This is a genomic window from Enterobacter sp. 241F3, assembly GCF_034106785.1.
GTDB lineage: Bacteria > Pseudomonadota > Gammaproteobacteria > Enterobacterales > Enterobacteriaceae > Enterobacter > Enterobacter vonholyi.
Genome location: NZ_JAWNDD010000007.1, coordinates 40,603 through 54,220, shown reverse-complemented (window position 1 = coordinate 54,220; position 13,618 = coordinate 40,603). Strand labels below are relative to the sequence as shown.

General features: G+C 56.6%; 12 protein-coding genes. 6 read left to right on the top strand and 6 right to left on the bottom strand.

The window, feature by feature from the left end; genetic code table 11:
* Positions 1–105: 105 nt before the first annotated feature.
* Both nirD and nirB read right to left on the bottom strand, forming a co-directional pair.
* Positions 106–432 (bottom strand): nitrite reductase small subunit NirD, encoded by a 327-nt coding sequence (nirD, locus tag UR504_RS17480; RefSeq protein ID WP_115876866.1) that lies wholly within the window; start codon positions 430–432, stop codon positions 106–108.
* Positions 429–2,972, bottom strand: a complete 2,544-nt coding sequence (gene nirB, locus UR504_RS17475; protein WP_302237755.1) for a nitrite reductase large subunit NirB — start codon at positions 2,970–2,972, stop codon at positions 429–431. Before nirB ends, nirD begins: the two co-directional genes overlap by 4 nt.
* 240 nt (positions 2,973–3,212) lie before the next feature.
* Between nirB and UR504_RS17470 the strand changes: the two genes are divergently transcribed.
* Positions 3,213–4,514: a cytosine deaminase gene (locus UR504_RS17470; RefSeq protein ID WP_302237757.1), complete on the top strand. Its 1,302-nt coding sequence runs from the start codon at positions 3,213–3,215 to the stop codon at positions 4,512–4,514.
* A gap of 18 nt (positions 4,515–4,532) precedes the next feature.
* Here UR504_RS17470 and tsgA read toward each other — a convergent pair whose 3' ends face one another.
* On the bottom strand, positions 4,533–5,717 hold the full coding sequence (tsgA, locus tag UR504_RS17465) for an MFS transporter TsgA (protein ID WP_302237760.1): 1,185 nt from the start codon (positions 5,715–5,717) through the stop codon (positions 4,533–4,535).
* A gap of 277 nt (positions 5,718–5,994) precedes the next feature.
* On the opposite strand from tsgA, the gene ppiA reads away from it, so the two are divergent.
* From ppiA to argD, 4 genes are all read left to right on the top strand, one after another.
* Positions 5,995–6,567, top strand: coding sequence for a peptidylprolyl isomerase A (gene ppiA / locus UR504_RS17460; RefSeq protein WP_014885514.1), 573 nt, complete (start codon positions 5,995–5,997; stop codon positions 6,565–6,567).
* Between the two features lie 106 nt (positions 6,568–6,673).
* Positions 6,674–7,258, top strand: a complete 585-nt coding sequence (locus UR504_RS17455; RefSeq protein ID WP_115876871.1) for a putative adenosine monophosphate-protein transferase Fic — start codon at positions 6,674–6,676, stop codon at positions 7,256–7,258.
* A gap of 30 nt (positions 7,259–7,288) precedes the next feature.
* The gene (pabA, locus tag UR504_RS17450) at positions 7,289–7,852 is read left to right on the top strand and encodes an aminodeoxychorismate synthase component 2 (RefSeq protein ID WP_127732460.1); all 564 of its coding nucleotides are present in this window, start codon (positions 7,289–7,291) and stop codon (positions 7,850–7,852) included.
* A gap of 86 nt (positions 7,853–7,938) precedes the next feature.
* Entirely contained in the window at positions 7,939–9,159 is a 1,221-nt protein-coding gene (argD, locus tag UR504_RS17445; RefSeq protein WP_181899775.1) for a bifunctional acetylornithine/succinyldiaminopimelate transaminase, read from the top strand.
* On the opposite strand, the gene UR504_RS17440 is transcribed toward argD, so the two are convergent.
* Both UR504_RS17440 and crp read right to left on the bottom strand, forming a co-directional pair.
* Entirely contained in the window at positions 9,156–11,243 is a 2,088-nt protein-coding gene (locus tag UR504_RS17440; RefSeq protein ID WP_302237816.1) for a YccS/YhfK family putative transporter, read from the bottom strand. The genes argD and UR504_RS17440 overlap by 4 nt on opposite strands.
* A 57-nt stretch (positions 11,244–11,300) precedes the next feature.
* Positions 11,301–11,933, bottom strand: coding sequence for a cAMP-activated global transcriptional regulator CRP (gene crp / locus UR504_RS17435; RefSeq protein WP_000242758.1), 633 nt, complete (start codon positions 11,931–11,933; stop codon positions 11,301–11,303).
* Between the two features lie 311 nt (positions 11,934–12,244).
* On the opposite strand from crp, the gene UR504_RS17430 reads away from it, so the two are divergent.
* Complete coding sequence (locus UR504_RS17430) at positions 12,245–12,649, top strand: OsmC family protein (protein ID WP_008503018.1); 405 nt, start codon at positions 12,245–12,247, stop codon at positions 12,647–12,649.
* 87 nt (positions 12,650–12,736) lie between these two features.
* On the opposite strand, the gene UR504_RS17425 is transcribed toward UR504_RS17430, so the two are convergent.
* The gene (locus UR504_RS17425; protein ID WP_008503017.1) at positions 12,737–13,606 is read right to left on the bottom strand and encodes a phosphoribulokinase; all 870 of its coding nucleotides are present in this window, start codon (positions 13,604–13,606) and stop codon (positions 12,737–12,739) included.
* Between the last annotated feature and the right edge of the window lie 12 nt (positions 13,607–13,618).

Sequence of the window (13,618 nt, the reverse complement as noted above, 5' to 3'; positions counted from 1 at the left end):
TAAGAATTGACGTCAGGATAACAGCAGGAATCGTACAGAACATACGGTTTTTCCTGCCGTTACCCATAAGGGGTCATAAGCTTTTCGTATTGAAAAGGAGAGGGGTTATGCTTTCAGCTGCACCTCGCCGTCCTTCACGCGGACGTCGTAGTGTTTGACCGAGAAGCTTTCATCTTCCATGCAGAGTCCGTCGGTTAAGCGGAAACGCTGCTTTTTCAGCGGACTGGCAACCCACAGTTCCCCCTGATGTTCGGCAATCAGTCCGCGGGAGAGCACGCTGGCCTCGAAGAACGGGTCGATGTTGCTGATAGCAAAGACCTGTTCATCGTGGTGAGGGCGGAAAATCGCCACCTGCTCGCTGCCCAGCAGCGCGCACACACCGGTGGCGGGGATAATGTCGTTAATATCGCAAATGTTTATCCACTGGCTCATGCGTTTTCCTCCACCAGCGTAACCGGAATACGTTCATACGGCGTGGCCGGACGATGCTGTTCGCGCTCCGGCACTACCTGCACGTTCGGGTCGCGCTGGGTGCTATTTATGAAGTGTTTGAAGCGCGTCTGCGCCGCCGGGGTGTTGACGGTTTCCGTCCATTCGCAGATCACCGCCTCGCGCAGGCGGGCCATCTCGGCTTCCAGATGCTCGTTCAGGCCCAGCTTGTCGTCGATAATGACTGATTTCAGGTAGTCGATGCCGCCCTCGAGGTTATCGAGCCAGGAGGCGGTACGGGTCAGCTTATCGGCGGTACGGATGTAGAACATCATGAAGCGGTCGAGATACTGAATCAGCGTGTCGCGATCGAGATCCGCAGCCAGCAGGTCCGCATGACGCGGTTTCATGCCGCCGTTGCCGCACACATAGAGGTTCCAGCCTTTTTCGGTAGCGATGATCCCCACGTCTTTACCCTGCGCTTCCGCACATTCGCGGGTGCAGCCGGAGACGCCGAACTTCATTTTGTGCGGGGTACGGATGCCTTTGTAGCGGTTTTCCAGCTCCACGCCGAAGCCCACGCTGTCGCCGACGCCGTAGCGGCACCAGGTGCTGCCCACGCAGGTTTTCGCCATGCGCAGCGCTTTGGCATACGCGTGACCGGTTTCGAAGCCAGCCTCAATCAGCTGACGCCAGATTTCCGGCAGATCGTCTTTCTGCGCGCCAAACAGGCCGATACGCTGGGAGCCGGTGATTTTGGTGTAGAGGTTAAATTCACGCGCGATACGGCCCACGGCCACCAGCCCTTCCGGCGTGATTTCGCCGCCGGCGGAACGTGGAATCACGGAGTAGGTGCCGTCTTTCTGGATGTTGGCCAGGAAATTGTCGTTGGTGTCCTGCAGCGGCGTATGCTCGGGCTTGAGCACGTACTCGTTCCAGCAGGAGGCCAGCAGGGAGCCGACGGTCGGTTTACACACTTCGCAGCCGTAGCCCTGGCCGTGCTTCGCCAGCAGTTCGTCGAAGGATTTGATGCCCTCCACGCGGATCAGGTGATACAGCTCCTGGCGAGAATACGCGAAGTGCTCGCACAGGTTGTTGTTCACCTCGATGCCCTGTTTCGCCAGTTCGGCGTTCAGCACCTGAGTGACCAGCGGAATACAGCCGCCGCAGCCGGTACCGGCTTTGGTTTCGGCTTTCAGGGCCGCAACGGTGTGGCAGCCTTTGTTGATGGCGGAGATCAGCATGCCTTTGGTAACGTCGAAGCAGGAGCAAATCTGCGCGCTGTCCGGCAGTTTATCCACGCCGATTGACGGCTTGCCGCTGGAGGCATGAGCCGGAAGGATCAGCGCGTCCGGGTTTTCCGGCAGTTCGATGGCGTTGAGCACCAGCTGAAGCAGATTGCCGAAGTCGCTGGTGTCGCCCACCAGCACCGCGCCGAGCAGGGTTTTGTTGTCCTGGCTGACGATGAGTCGTTTGTAGACCTCTTTGCTTTCGTCGAGATAGACATAGCTGCGGGAATTCGGGGTGCGGCCGTGCGCATCGCCAATACCGCCGACATCTACGCCCAGCAGCTTCAGCTTGGCGCTCAAGTCTGCGCCGGAAAAGGCGTTTTCGCTGCCGAGGATATGGTCCACGGCGACCTGTGCCATTTTGTAGCCGGGCGCCACCAGACCGTATACGCGGTTGTTCCAGCTGGCGCATTCGCCAATCGCGTAGATATCCGGATCGGAGGTCTGGCAGGTGTCGTTAATCATGATCCCGCCGCGCTGCGCCACGGCAAGACCGCACTGGGTCGCCAGCTTGTCGCGCGGACGAATACCGGTGGAGAAGACGATGAAATCCACTTCCAGCTCGCTGCCGTCGGCAAAGCGCATGGTTTTGCGCGCTTCAGTCCCTTCCTGAACGATCTCTTTGGTGTTCTTGCTGGTGTGAACCTTCACGCCCATGCTTTCGATTTTACGACGCAGCTGGTCACCGCCCATGTGGTCGAGCTGTTCTGCCATCAGCATCGGGGCAAATTCGATGACGTGGGTTTCAACGCCGAGGTTTTTCAGCGCGCCTGCCGCTTCCAGACCCAGCAGGCCGCCCCCCACCACCGCACCGCGTTTGCTTCGACGCGCGCAGGATTCGATGGCGTTAAGGTCTTCAATGGTACGGTAGACGAAGCAATCCTGAGTTTCCGAGCCTTTAATTGGCGGGATCCACGGATAGGAGCCCGTCGCCATGATCAGCTTATCGTAAAAAACCGTACGCCCGGCGCTGGAGTGGATCACTTTTTCCTGACGGTTGATGGTGATAGCGCGTTCGCCCACCAGCACTTTTACGCCATGTTTCTCGTAGAAACCTTCACGCACCAGAGAGAGCTCTTCGGCGGTATGATGGGAGAAGTAGGAAGACAGGTGCACACGGTCGTACGCCTTGCGGGGTTCTTCACAGAACACGGTAATATCGAACTGCTCAGCATCGGCCTTATCGAGAAGATCCTCAATAAAGCGGTGGCCGACCATGCCGTTACCGATGATAGCGAGTCTGAGTTTGCTCATTATTGCCTCGATTTCTTTTCTATTATTGCCTACCTTAACGATTCAGCAGTGGCGCTTATTGATGCAAATCAAATACGTCTTAGCCTACTCCTTAGGTGGTATGCGACTGATTTGTCAGGATTTTTATAAGTGGCGGAAATCGCAGGCTTTTCGTGCTCGTTGAATTTGTGTACAAATCAGGAGATGGTTTTGCCAAAATCGATACGCCTGAAAATCAGCGGCGTTTTTTAGGGGAAGGGTATGTCTACAACACCGTTATGGCTTGTTCAGAATGTTCGTTTACCGGGTCGGGAAGGGCTGTGGCAGCTCGCCATTGAGAACGGGCGATTTGGTGACATCACCCCGATGGACGACACCCACGCCGAAAGTTATGAAGTATTGAATGCGCGCGGTGGGCTGGCTATCCCGCCGTTCATTGAGCCGCATATCCATCTTGATACGACCCAGACGGCGGGCGAGCCGAACTGGAACCAGTCCGGCACGCTGTTTGAGGGTATTGAGCGCTGGGCGGAGCGCAAGGCGTTGCTCAGTCATGACGACGTGAAAGCGCGCGCCTGGAAAACGCTGAAGTGGCAAATCGCTAACGGCATCCAGTTTGTCCGCACCCATGTGGATGTATCCGACCCGACGCTTACCGCCCTGAAGGCGATGCTGGAGGTGAAGCAGGAGGTGGCCCCGTGGGTAACGCTGCAAATCGTTGCGTTTCCGCAGGAAGGGATTCTCTCTTACCCGAACGGCGCGGCGCTGCTGGAAGAGGCGTTAAAGCTGGGCGCCGACGTGGTGGGGGCGATCCCACACTTCGAGTTCACCCGCGAGTATGGCGTGCAGTCGCTGCATATCGCTTTTGAACTGGCGAAGAAGTATGACCGTCCGCTGGATATCCACTGCGATGAAATCGACGACGAGCAGTCGCGGTTTGTCGAGACGGTGGCAGCGCTGGCGTATGAGGCCGGCATCGGCCTGCGCGTGACGGCCAGCCATACCACCGCCATGCACTCCTACAACGGCGCTTACACCTCGCGGCTCTTCCGTCTGCTGAAGATGTCGGGGATTAACTTCGTCGCTAACCCGCTGGTCAATATCCACCTGCAGGGGCGCTTTGATGACTATCCGAAGCGCCGCGGCATCACCCGGGTAAAAGAGCTGCAGGAAGCGGGCATAAACGTCTGCTTTGGTCATGACGACGTCTTCGACCCGTGGTACCCGCTCGGCACCGGCAATATGCTGCAGGTGCTGCATATGGGGCTGCACGTCTGTCAGATGATGGGCTATCCGCAAATCGACAGCGGCCTGAACCTGATTACCCATAACAGCGCCCGCACCTTTGGCCTGAGCGATTACGGTATTGCTACGGGAAACCCGGCAAACCTGATTATTTTGCCTGCGGAGAGTGGGTTTGAAGCGGTGCGCTGTCAGGTGCCGGTGCGCTGGTCGATTCGTCAGGGGCGGATTATCGCCACCACGCAGCTGGCGCAAACCTGGATCCAGATGGATACCGGAGGAGAAGAGGTGAGTTTTGCCAGAAACAGCCCCTCTGCGTAATGCAAAGGGGCGCAGGGTTTAGTGCGATGCCGCTACCGCGTTGTGCTGGCGGTGGCGGGTCACGAAGCCCAGAACGAAGCACATGATGAACACCACGGCGTACAGACCGTTCGCGGTTTGCAGCGCGGCCAGCGGGCCGCTGTGGGCAACGATCGGGCCCGTCACCACGAAGGTCAGCATGGTGCCGATGGTGCCGCAGGTCAGAACGAAGTTAACCAGCTTCGGCGAGGCCACTTTGGTCTGCAGGGAGCCCAGGGTAATGATCGAGGTATAAATGGCGCTGGAGAAGAAGCCCAGGGTCAGAATGAACCACGGCATATGTTCCGGGGAGCCGTTGATGAACAGATACATCAGCACGGTCGCCAGGCCCGCCAGCACGGTCAGAATGCGCTGCAGGTCGAAGAAGCGCAGGATGAAGCTAAACGCCCACATGCCGAACATGTAAGACATCCAGAAATCGCTCACCAGTTTGCCTGCGTCGTTCAGGCTCATGCCCAGACCTTTGGCGTATTCCGGTACCCAGGAGATAAATCCCAGCTGGCCCAGGATGTAGCACAGGGCGGCGATGGAGAGGAACAGCACGCCGATACCCCATTTCTCTTTAGCGACGGGTTCTGCAGTGGTTTGCGCTTTTTTGCCCAGCACCGGGAACTCGCAGCCGAAGGTCAGAATAAAGATCGCCACGTAGACCAGACCAATGCAGGCATAGACCCAATACCACTCAATGCTGCGGGCCAGCAGAACGGCCGCGACCATTGGGAAAATCATCCCGGCCATGCTGAAGAAGGAGTCAGTAAACAGCAGACGCGCGCCGCGCTGGCGGCCTTCATACATATGGGTAATCAGGAACGTACCGATCGACATGGTGATCCCGCTGACCAGACCGAGCACGAACATGGCGGCGGAGAACAGGGCGATGCTGTGGCTTAGCATCAGACCCGCCACGGCGGCGACCATCAGTACAAAGCCGAAGCGTAACTGGGTTTTCAGCGGGACGATTTCCATCAGCCAGGCATTCAGGAAGATAGAGATCAGGATCCCCGCGTTGAGGAAGGTGAAGGTGTTACTCATGCTGGAAACGGGCAGATGGAAGTAGTCTGCGATATTCCCCATCACCATCCCGGTGACGATCACCAACGCGCCGGTCAGGGCGTAGGAGAAGAAGCTGATCCATGTGAGCTTGATGCGATTGCTGTTAGTCATGTCTGGCCTGTTCAGAAAAAGAAAAGCGCCCAGGGGCGCTGAGAGCGGGCAGATTTTAGTCGTTAAAGTGATCTATTCCTATCTTTTAAGGGCAATGAATGTGTCATTGCAGGTTTTAATGTGATCTAAATCACATTAATTGGCGGCGTAACCAATCGTTTGCGTAGTAATAATTGTTTCAACTTCGTAAAATTAGGTAAAAGGCTGGTCTCCGTTCATACTGCTCTTTAGAATCAAGCCATTCGCTTTTTATACTGCGCTTTGTTAAGGAATTCTCATGCTCAAATCAACACTGGCGGCTGTCGCAGCTGTGTTTGCTCTTTCTGCCGTTTCCCCTGCTGCGCTGGCAGCAAAAGGGGACCCTCACGTTCTGCTGACCACCTCCGCCGGGAATATTGAGCTGGAACTGAATAGCCAGAAAGCCCCTGTTTCCGTGAAAAACTTCCTCGACTATGTGAACAGCGGTTTCTACAACAACACCACTTTCCACCGCGTGATCCCAGGCTTCATGATTCAGGGGGGCGGTTTCAACGAGCAAATGCAGCAGAAACAGCCAAACCCGCCTATTAAAAACGAAGCGGACAACGGCCTGCTGAACAAGCGCGGTACCATCTCAATGGCGCGTACCGCGGACAAAGACAGCGCGACCAGCCAGTTCTTCCTCAACGTAGCGGATAACGCCTTCCTCGACCACGGTCAGCGCGACTTTGGCTATGCGGTCTTTGGTAAAATCGTGAAAGGGATGGACGTGGCTGACAAGATTTCTCAGGTGCCTACTCACGACGTCGGTCCGTATCAGAATGTCCCGTCAAAACCAGTGGTTATCCTCTCCGCCAAAGTTCTGCCGTAACTCTTCTGAGCGCGGGCTTCTCCGGCCCGCGTTATGTAGCCCTCCCTGCGAAAGCGCGTTTTGCTGCTTATACTTGTGGCAAACGGACTATTCAGGGAGGCGTTAAGTGAAAAAACTCACCGACAAGCAAAAATCCCGTCTCTGGGAACAGCAGCGTAACGTCAATTTACAGGCCAGTTGTCTCCTTGAAAAAGGTAATGGTCCCTCAGAACCCCATATTGAGACGCTGGAGCTTGGGCCTTCCGCGCCCGGGTTACCCCATCTGTGCCTTATTCATCGTCATTTGTACCGCAGTGAGATGAAGCGGGCAGGTGAGCTCCGTACCGAGGATATTTTTAAAGGTGACATTCCCTTCTGCCATTTTGAGTACATCGAAAAGATGGGGAACGAGCTGATGGCGGCGCTGGAAAGCGAAAAATATCTTGTGGGTCTTGAGAAAGCGGCGTTTGTTGACAGAGTTAGCCACTACTACTGCGAAATCAACATGCTGCATCCGTTTATGGGCGGCAACGGCATTGCCCAACGCGTTTTCTTCGAGCAGCTGGCGCTCCACGCGGGCTACTCGCTGGACTGGCGCGATATCGACCCCGAGCAGTGGGTTGCGGCTAACCGAAGTGGCGCAACGGGAGATTTAACCGCGTTAAACGCTATCTTTGCCAAAGTAGTGAGCGAAGCGCGGGAATCTGAGTAGAATAGGGCGGCATTTTTTTCGGGAGCCGCCATGATTCTGCTGATTGATAACTACGATTCCTTCACCTGGAACCTTTACCAGTATTTTTGTGAACTGGGTGCAGAGGTGGTTGTCCGCCGTAACGACGAGATCGCTCTCGCCGATATCGAGACGCTGGCGCCGCAGAAAATAGTGATTTCACCCGGCCCCTGCACCCCGTCGGAATCGGGTATTTCGCTGGAGGTTATCCAGCACTATGCCGGCAAGCTGCCAATCCTGGGCGTCTGCCTGGGCCATCAGGCAATTGCCCAGGCGTTTGGTGCCACCATCGTGCGCGCCGCGAAAGTGATGCACGGTAAAACCTCTCCGGTCACCCACGCCGGCACCGGGGTGTTCACGGGGCTCAATAATCCTTTAATCGTGACGCGCTACCATTCCCTGGTCATTGACCCGTCGACGCTGCCCGACTGTTTTGAGGTGACCGCCCGGAGCGATACGCAGGAGATCATGGGGATTCGCCACCGCGAATGGGATCTCGAAGGCGTGCAGTTCCACCCGGAAAGTATCCTCAGCGAGCAGGGGCACGCGCTGCTGGCAAATTTCCTCAATCGCTGAAAATCTGTTGCCTTGCTGTGATTTTTTATGCATATTTTGTGATTATATTTTCACATTCACTGTGACATAAAATGGATGGTCATGACATGGCAACTGAACAACCAGCAATTACCCGCGCGACATTTGATGAAGTGATCCTGCCGATTTATGCACCGGCTGAATTTATCCCGGTGAAGGGAAAAGGCAGCCGCGTCTGGGATCAGCAGGGTAAAGAGTATGTGGATTTCGCGGGTGGTATTGCGGTCACGGCGCTGGGTCATTGCCATCCCGCGCTGGTGGAGGCGCTGAAAACCCAGGGCGAAACCCTGTGGCACACCAGCAACGTGTTCACCAACGAACCGGCGCTGCGCCTGGGCCGCAAGATCATTGATGCTACCTTCGCGGAACGCGTGCTGTTTATGAACTCCGGCACTGAAGCCAACGAAACTGCCTTTAAGCTGGCGCGCTACTACGCGACAACGCGCCACAGCCCGTACAAAACCAAAATCATCGCCTTCCACAACGCCTTCCACGGACGCTCCTTCTTTACCGTCTCCGTTGGCGGGCAGCCGAAGTATTCCGACGGGTTTGGCCCAAAACCGGCCGATATCGTCCACGTGCCGTTTAACGATCTGCACGCGGTGAAAGCGGTAATGGACGACCACACCTGCGCAGTTGTTGTCGAACCGATCCAGGGTGAAGGCGGTGTGACCGCAGCAACCCCGGAATTCCTGAAAGGGCTGCGCGCGCTGTGCGACGAGCATCAGGCGCTGCTGGTCTTTGATGAAGTGCAGTGCGGGATGGGGCGTACCGGCGATCTGTTCGCTTATATGCACTACGGCGTGACGCCGGATATTCTGACCAGCGCCAAAGCGCTTGGCGGTGGTTTCCCGGTGAGTGCGGTACTGACGACACAGGAGATCGCCTCTGCGTTCCACGTCGGTTCTCACGGCTCCACCTACGGCGGTAACCCGCTGGCGAGCGCCGTGGCGGGTGCCGCATTCGACATCATCAACACGCCAGAGGTGTTGAACGGCGTTAGCGCGAAGCGCGAGCTGTTTGTGAAACACCTGAAAAAGATTGATGATCAGTACGACGTGTTCAGCGAGATCCGCGGGATGGGGCTGCTGATTGGCGCCGAGCTTAAGCCGCAGTACAAGGGCCGCGCTCGCGACTTCCTGCACGCCGCCGCTCGCGAAGGGGTGATGGTGCTCAACGCCGGACCGGACGTCATGCGCTTTGCGCCGTCGCTGGTGGTGGAGGATAAGGATATTGAAGACGGGTTGACCCGCTTTGCCGCGGCGGTTGCGAAGATCGTTAAAGGCTAATATTCGGTTCGTTTCAACCGGCGCGTTAACCAAATGCCGTGATGCGGACGCTGACGCCATGCCACCGACGAAATGGTGTGCATGGTGTTCAGATGCCCCAGAACGCGCTGCAAGTGCTGCTCCAGGGTGCTCATTGGCCCGTGGGTCAACGTTTCCGGCGCTTCCAGAATGTTTGAGTCTCCCGACTCGCCCGGCGCGTCATACTCCAGACGCTGCTGACACCTCTGCAACGCAATTTCACATGACTGCAGATAGCGCTGCGCCAGGTCCGGCGTCAGCATCGTGTGCTCGCGCGCCAGCGTGGTCATGGCGTTAATGTGCTCGACGATAAACTGGCTGTGCGTCACCCAGAGCTTCATATCGGCCAGATAGTGCGAATTAAAGCCCGGCTCCTGCATCGCCTGGTTAAGCGAGTTGAACAGGGCGTTGTGCGCCTGGTTGACCTTCATGCGCTGATAGGCCAGCGGGGACGGCTGCGGGTCGTCGCTCAGGATCAGGCGAATGGCCTGCTGGTCGGCCTCCAGCGCGTCGTGGGCGTTCTGTCTCAGCAGCCCGCTCTGCCACTGCGGCCAGAGCCAGACCATGCCGCCAAAGGCAATCAGGCAGCCGATCAGAGTATCAATCAGCCTGGCGACAATAAACTGTTCGCCATTGAGCGTAAGCAGCTGCAGGGTATATACCGCCGTCACCGTAAAGCCCACCATCGCCCAGCCGTAGTTTTTGCGGATAATTAGATAGCTCACCAGCGTGATCGCCAGCATCCCTGCCAGGGTATAGCCTTCCGGCACGTGGAAGTGCAGCGTTACTCCTGCAATGATCAGCCCGGCCATCGTTCCGCCCGCCCGGTGCAGAATACGCACCCGCGTGGCACCGTAGCCGTTCTGGGTGACAAACAGCACGGTCATTAAGATCCAGTAGGGCTTCGGCAGATGCAGCGCCATGCCCATCAGGCTGGCGGTACTGAGCATCACGCTAATCCTTGCGGCGTTGCGCAGGGCGGACGATTTAAAAGAAAGATAGCTTTTGAGCGCGGGCAATAACGGCAGCCGTTTTTGCTTATCCGCCATCAGGTCTCGCGGATAAAGCGGACGCTGGGTGCGCAACACCCGGGCGATGCGGCTGAAGTGCCAGGCGGCAAACTGTCCGACCGGGTTATCCGGATGCTGGCGGGCGATTTTCTCCAGCGCGCCGAGCTGTTTATCCATGTTAAAGCGCGTGGGGTAGCGGTGATAGAGAATATCATCGGCCAGCACCCGCAGGCGTGCGGAGACGGTCTGCGCGTTCCAGCGGATCACCGCTTCGGCATGGCTGCGCTCGACCAGCTTTTGTACCTCCTGCGGGTGGTGCAGGCTCACGGAGATATGTTCCTGTAGATCCAGCCCGACCTGGAAGGTGCGCAGCAGGCGTTTGTACTCGTGGTTCTTGTTGGCGGCGAGCATATGCAGCTGCTGATAGCACTGGCTTATCAGATCCACCACCTTCTGCTGGCGCGTAAGCAGCGGCGGTAAGGATTTTTCCGGATCGGTATGCTGGGTGAGCAGGGTGTATTTGGCTTCGCAGTAATCCGCAAGCTGTACATAGAGCAGGCTCAGGGATTCGCGCAGCGGCTGTTCCCGCCACAGCCAGAACCAGAACCAGTTAAACAGCCCGTACCACAGTGTCCCCAGGGCGTAGATCAGCAGCGGCTCCCACACCGGCATATTCCCGGCGAGACTTAGCGTGAAAATGGCCGCAATTAGCGAGGCGGGAAGCAGGCGGGCGTGCAGCGAACTGATTTCCGCCGTGACGCCGAGGGTCATCGCCAGCACGGTCAGGATCAGCGGCAGCGGGATATCACGAGCCAGTAACAGCTGTACGGCGAGGCTACAGCCGGCAAACAGGCAGCCACCAATAATCAGGCGTTTGAAAAAGCGCTTATGCGGCGTGTCCAGACCGGCGATGTTGCAGCAGGCGGGCACGAGGGAAAACAGCAGGCCCTGCTGAAGATGTCCGAGGATCAGGCCTATGGCCACGGGAAGACACAACACCAGCGTTTGTCGCAGTGCGTAGTTAACTTCCGGGTGATAGATCAGCCTGCGCCACATGGGGAGTAGAGACAAAAACGGCGTGACACCTTGCGATGGCACGCCGTTTAAGCGGAATTAACGCGTTCCGTAGACCACGATGGTTTTACCGTGGGCGGAGATCAGGTTTTGATCTTCCAGCATTTTCAGGATACGGCCCACTGTTTCACGGGAGCAACCGACGATCTGACCAATTTCCTGACGGGTAATTTTAATTTGCATGCCGTCCGGGTGGGTCATGGCGTCTGGCTGTTTCGCCAGGTTCAGCAGGGTTTGTGCGATACGGCCGGTAACGTCCAGGAAGGCGAGGTTACCCACTTTCTCTGACGTGACCTGCAGACGGCGCGCCATCTGGGAAGAAAGACGCATCAGGATGTCAGGGTTAACCTGAATCAGCTGACGGAACTTCTTGTAAGAAATTTCAGCCACTTCACATGCTGTCTTTGCTCGAACCCAGGCGCTACGTTCCTGGCCCTCTTCAAACAGGCCCAGTTCACCGATGAAATCGCCCTGGTTCAGATAAGAAAGGATCATCTCTTTCCCTTCTTCATCTTTGATCAGCACTGCCACCGAGCCTTTAACGATGTAATACAACGTTTCCGCTTTTTCACCCTGGTGAATCAGCGTGCTCTTAGATGGGTACTTATGAATGTGGCAATGAGACAAGAACCATTCGAGAGTCGGGTCTGTTTGCGGTTTGCCAAGCACCATGCGCTGTTATCCTCTGTTATAAGCTGTCACCAGAGTCATCAGATGCATCCGGACTCTGGGGTTGCAATCGAATTCTTACCCATACCCTGGGAAGTCGGCTACCGTAACGTTTCGCAGCCAGTAAAGTTTGATGTCCTCTGCATACATGTGTAACGTCAATGTATTACTGTAGCATCCAGAGTGTTTTAGCATAGCTTTCGCCGCGTGTCTCCTGGTGTCTCGCTTCAGCATGATGCAGGTCGCCTTCCATTGCGAGAAATGTAACGCACGCGTAATCTGTCACCAAAAATGCAACGTTGGAGTTTAAGAATATGCAAGCGCGCGTGAAATGGGTTGAAGGTTTAACGTTCCTGGGCGAGTCCGCGTCAGGGCACCAGATTTTAATGGACGGTAACTCCGGCGATAAAGCGCCAAGCCCAATGGAAATGGTGCTGATGGCGGCAGGCGGATGCAGCGCCATTGACGTGGTGTCGATTCTGCAAAAAGGTCGTCATGACGTGACGGATTGTGAGGTTAAACTCACCTCAGAACGTCGTGAAGAGGCGCCACGTCTGTTCACCCATATTAACCTGCACTTTGTGGTCACAGGTAAAGAACTGAAAGACGCGGCGGTCTCGCGTGCGGTGGATCTGTCTGCGGAGAAGTACTGCTCTGTGGCATTAATGCTGGAGAAAGCGGTAAAAATCACGCATTCGTATGAAGTGATCGAGGCTTAAAAACAAAGCCCGGTGGCGCTGCGCTTACCGGGCCTACAACTGCACGAACGTAAGCCGGATAAGCGAAGCGCCATCCGGCAACAGACGTCACGCAATCTGTTTCCCTTCCATCAACCGCTCCACCAGCGGCGTCATGATGAGCTCCATCGCCAGCCCCATTTTTCCGCCCGGTACGACCAATGTATTCATATGAGAAATAAACGAGCCCTGCAGCATCGCCAGCAGCCAGGGGTAATCTATGCCTTCGAGATTGCGGAAATGGATCACCACAAAGCTCTCATCCAGGGATGGGATACTTTTGGCGGCAAACGGGTTGGAGGTATCCACCGTCGGCACGCGCTGGAAGTTGATATGGGTGCGGGAGAACTGCGGCGTCAGGAAGTTGATGTAATCTTCCATGGAGCGTACCACCGAGTCCATTACCGCCTCTCGCGAATGGCCACGTTCGCTCATGTCGCGCGTCAGCTTCTGGATCCACTCCAGGTTCACGATAGGGACCACACCGACCAGCAGGTCCACGTGGCGCGCTACGTCGTGTTGCGGGGTGACCACGCCGCCGTGCAATCCTTCGTAAAACAGGACGTCAGTGGGTTCCGGCAGCGGTTGCCATGGGGTAAAGGTTCCCGGCACCTGATTCCAGGGAACGGCTTCATCATAGGTATGCAGATACTTGCGGGACTGCCCTTTGCCGCTCTGGCCATACTCGATAAAGGTTTGTTCCAGCAGGCCGAAGTCGTTAGCCTCCGGGCCGAAGTAGCTGATGTGTTTACCCAGATCGCGCGCCTTACGGATGGCCATGTCCATTTCCGGGCGCGTGTAGCGGTGAAAGCTGTCGCCTTCGACCTCCGCCGCACGGAGATTCAGCTGGGCGAAAATCTTGCGAAATGCGAGGCTTGTGGTGGTGGTTCCCGCACCACTCGACCCCGTAACGGCTATAACCGGATGTCTGGCAGACATAGCAACTCCCTG

Bases quoted from the DNA above. Each gene is read 5' to 3' on its own strand.
- nirD (WP_115876866.1), bottom strand. From the start codon at position 432: ATGAGCCAGTGGATAAACATTTGCGATATTAACGACATTATCCCCGCC.
- nirB (WP_302237755.1), bottom strand. From the start codon at position 2,972: ATGAGCAAACTCAGACTCGCTATCATCGGTAACGGCATGGTCGGCCAC.
- UR504_RS17470 (WP_302237757.1), top strand. From the start codon at position 3,213: ATGTCTACAACACCGTTATGGCTTGTTCAGAATGTTCGTTTACCGGGT.
- tsgA (WP_302237760.1), bottom strand. From the start codon at position 5,717: ATGACTAACAGCAATCGCATCAAGCTCACATGGATCAGCTTCTTCTCC.
- ppiA (WP_014885514.1), top strand. From the start codon at position 5,995: ATGCTCAAATCAACACTGGCGGCTGTCGCAGCTGTGTTTGCTCTTTCT.
- pabA (WP_127732460.1), top strand. From the start codon at position 7,289: ATGATTCTGCTGATTGATAACTACGATTCCTTCACCTGGAACCTTTAC.
- argD (WP_181899775.1), top strand. From the start codon at position 7,939: ATGGCAACTGAACAACCAGCAATTACCCGCGCGACATTTGATGAAGTG.
- UR504_RS17440 (WP_302237816.1), bottom strand. From the start codon at position 11,243: ATGTGGCGCAGGCTGATCTATCACCCGGAAGTTAACTACGCACTGCGA.
- crp (WP_000242758.1), bottom strand. From the start codon at position 11,933: ATGGTGCTTGGCAAACCGCAAACAGACCCGACTCTCGAATGGTTCTTG.
- UR504_RS17430 (WP_008503018.1), top strand. From the start codon at position 12,245: ATGCAAGCGCGCGTGAAATGGGTTGAAGGTTTAACGTTCCTGGGCGAG.
- UR504_RS17425 (WP_008503017.1), bottom strand. From the start codon at position 13,606: ATGTCTGCCAGACATCCGGTTATAGCCGTTACGGGGTCGAGTGGTGCG.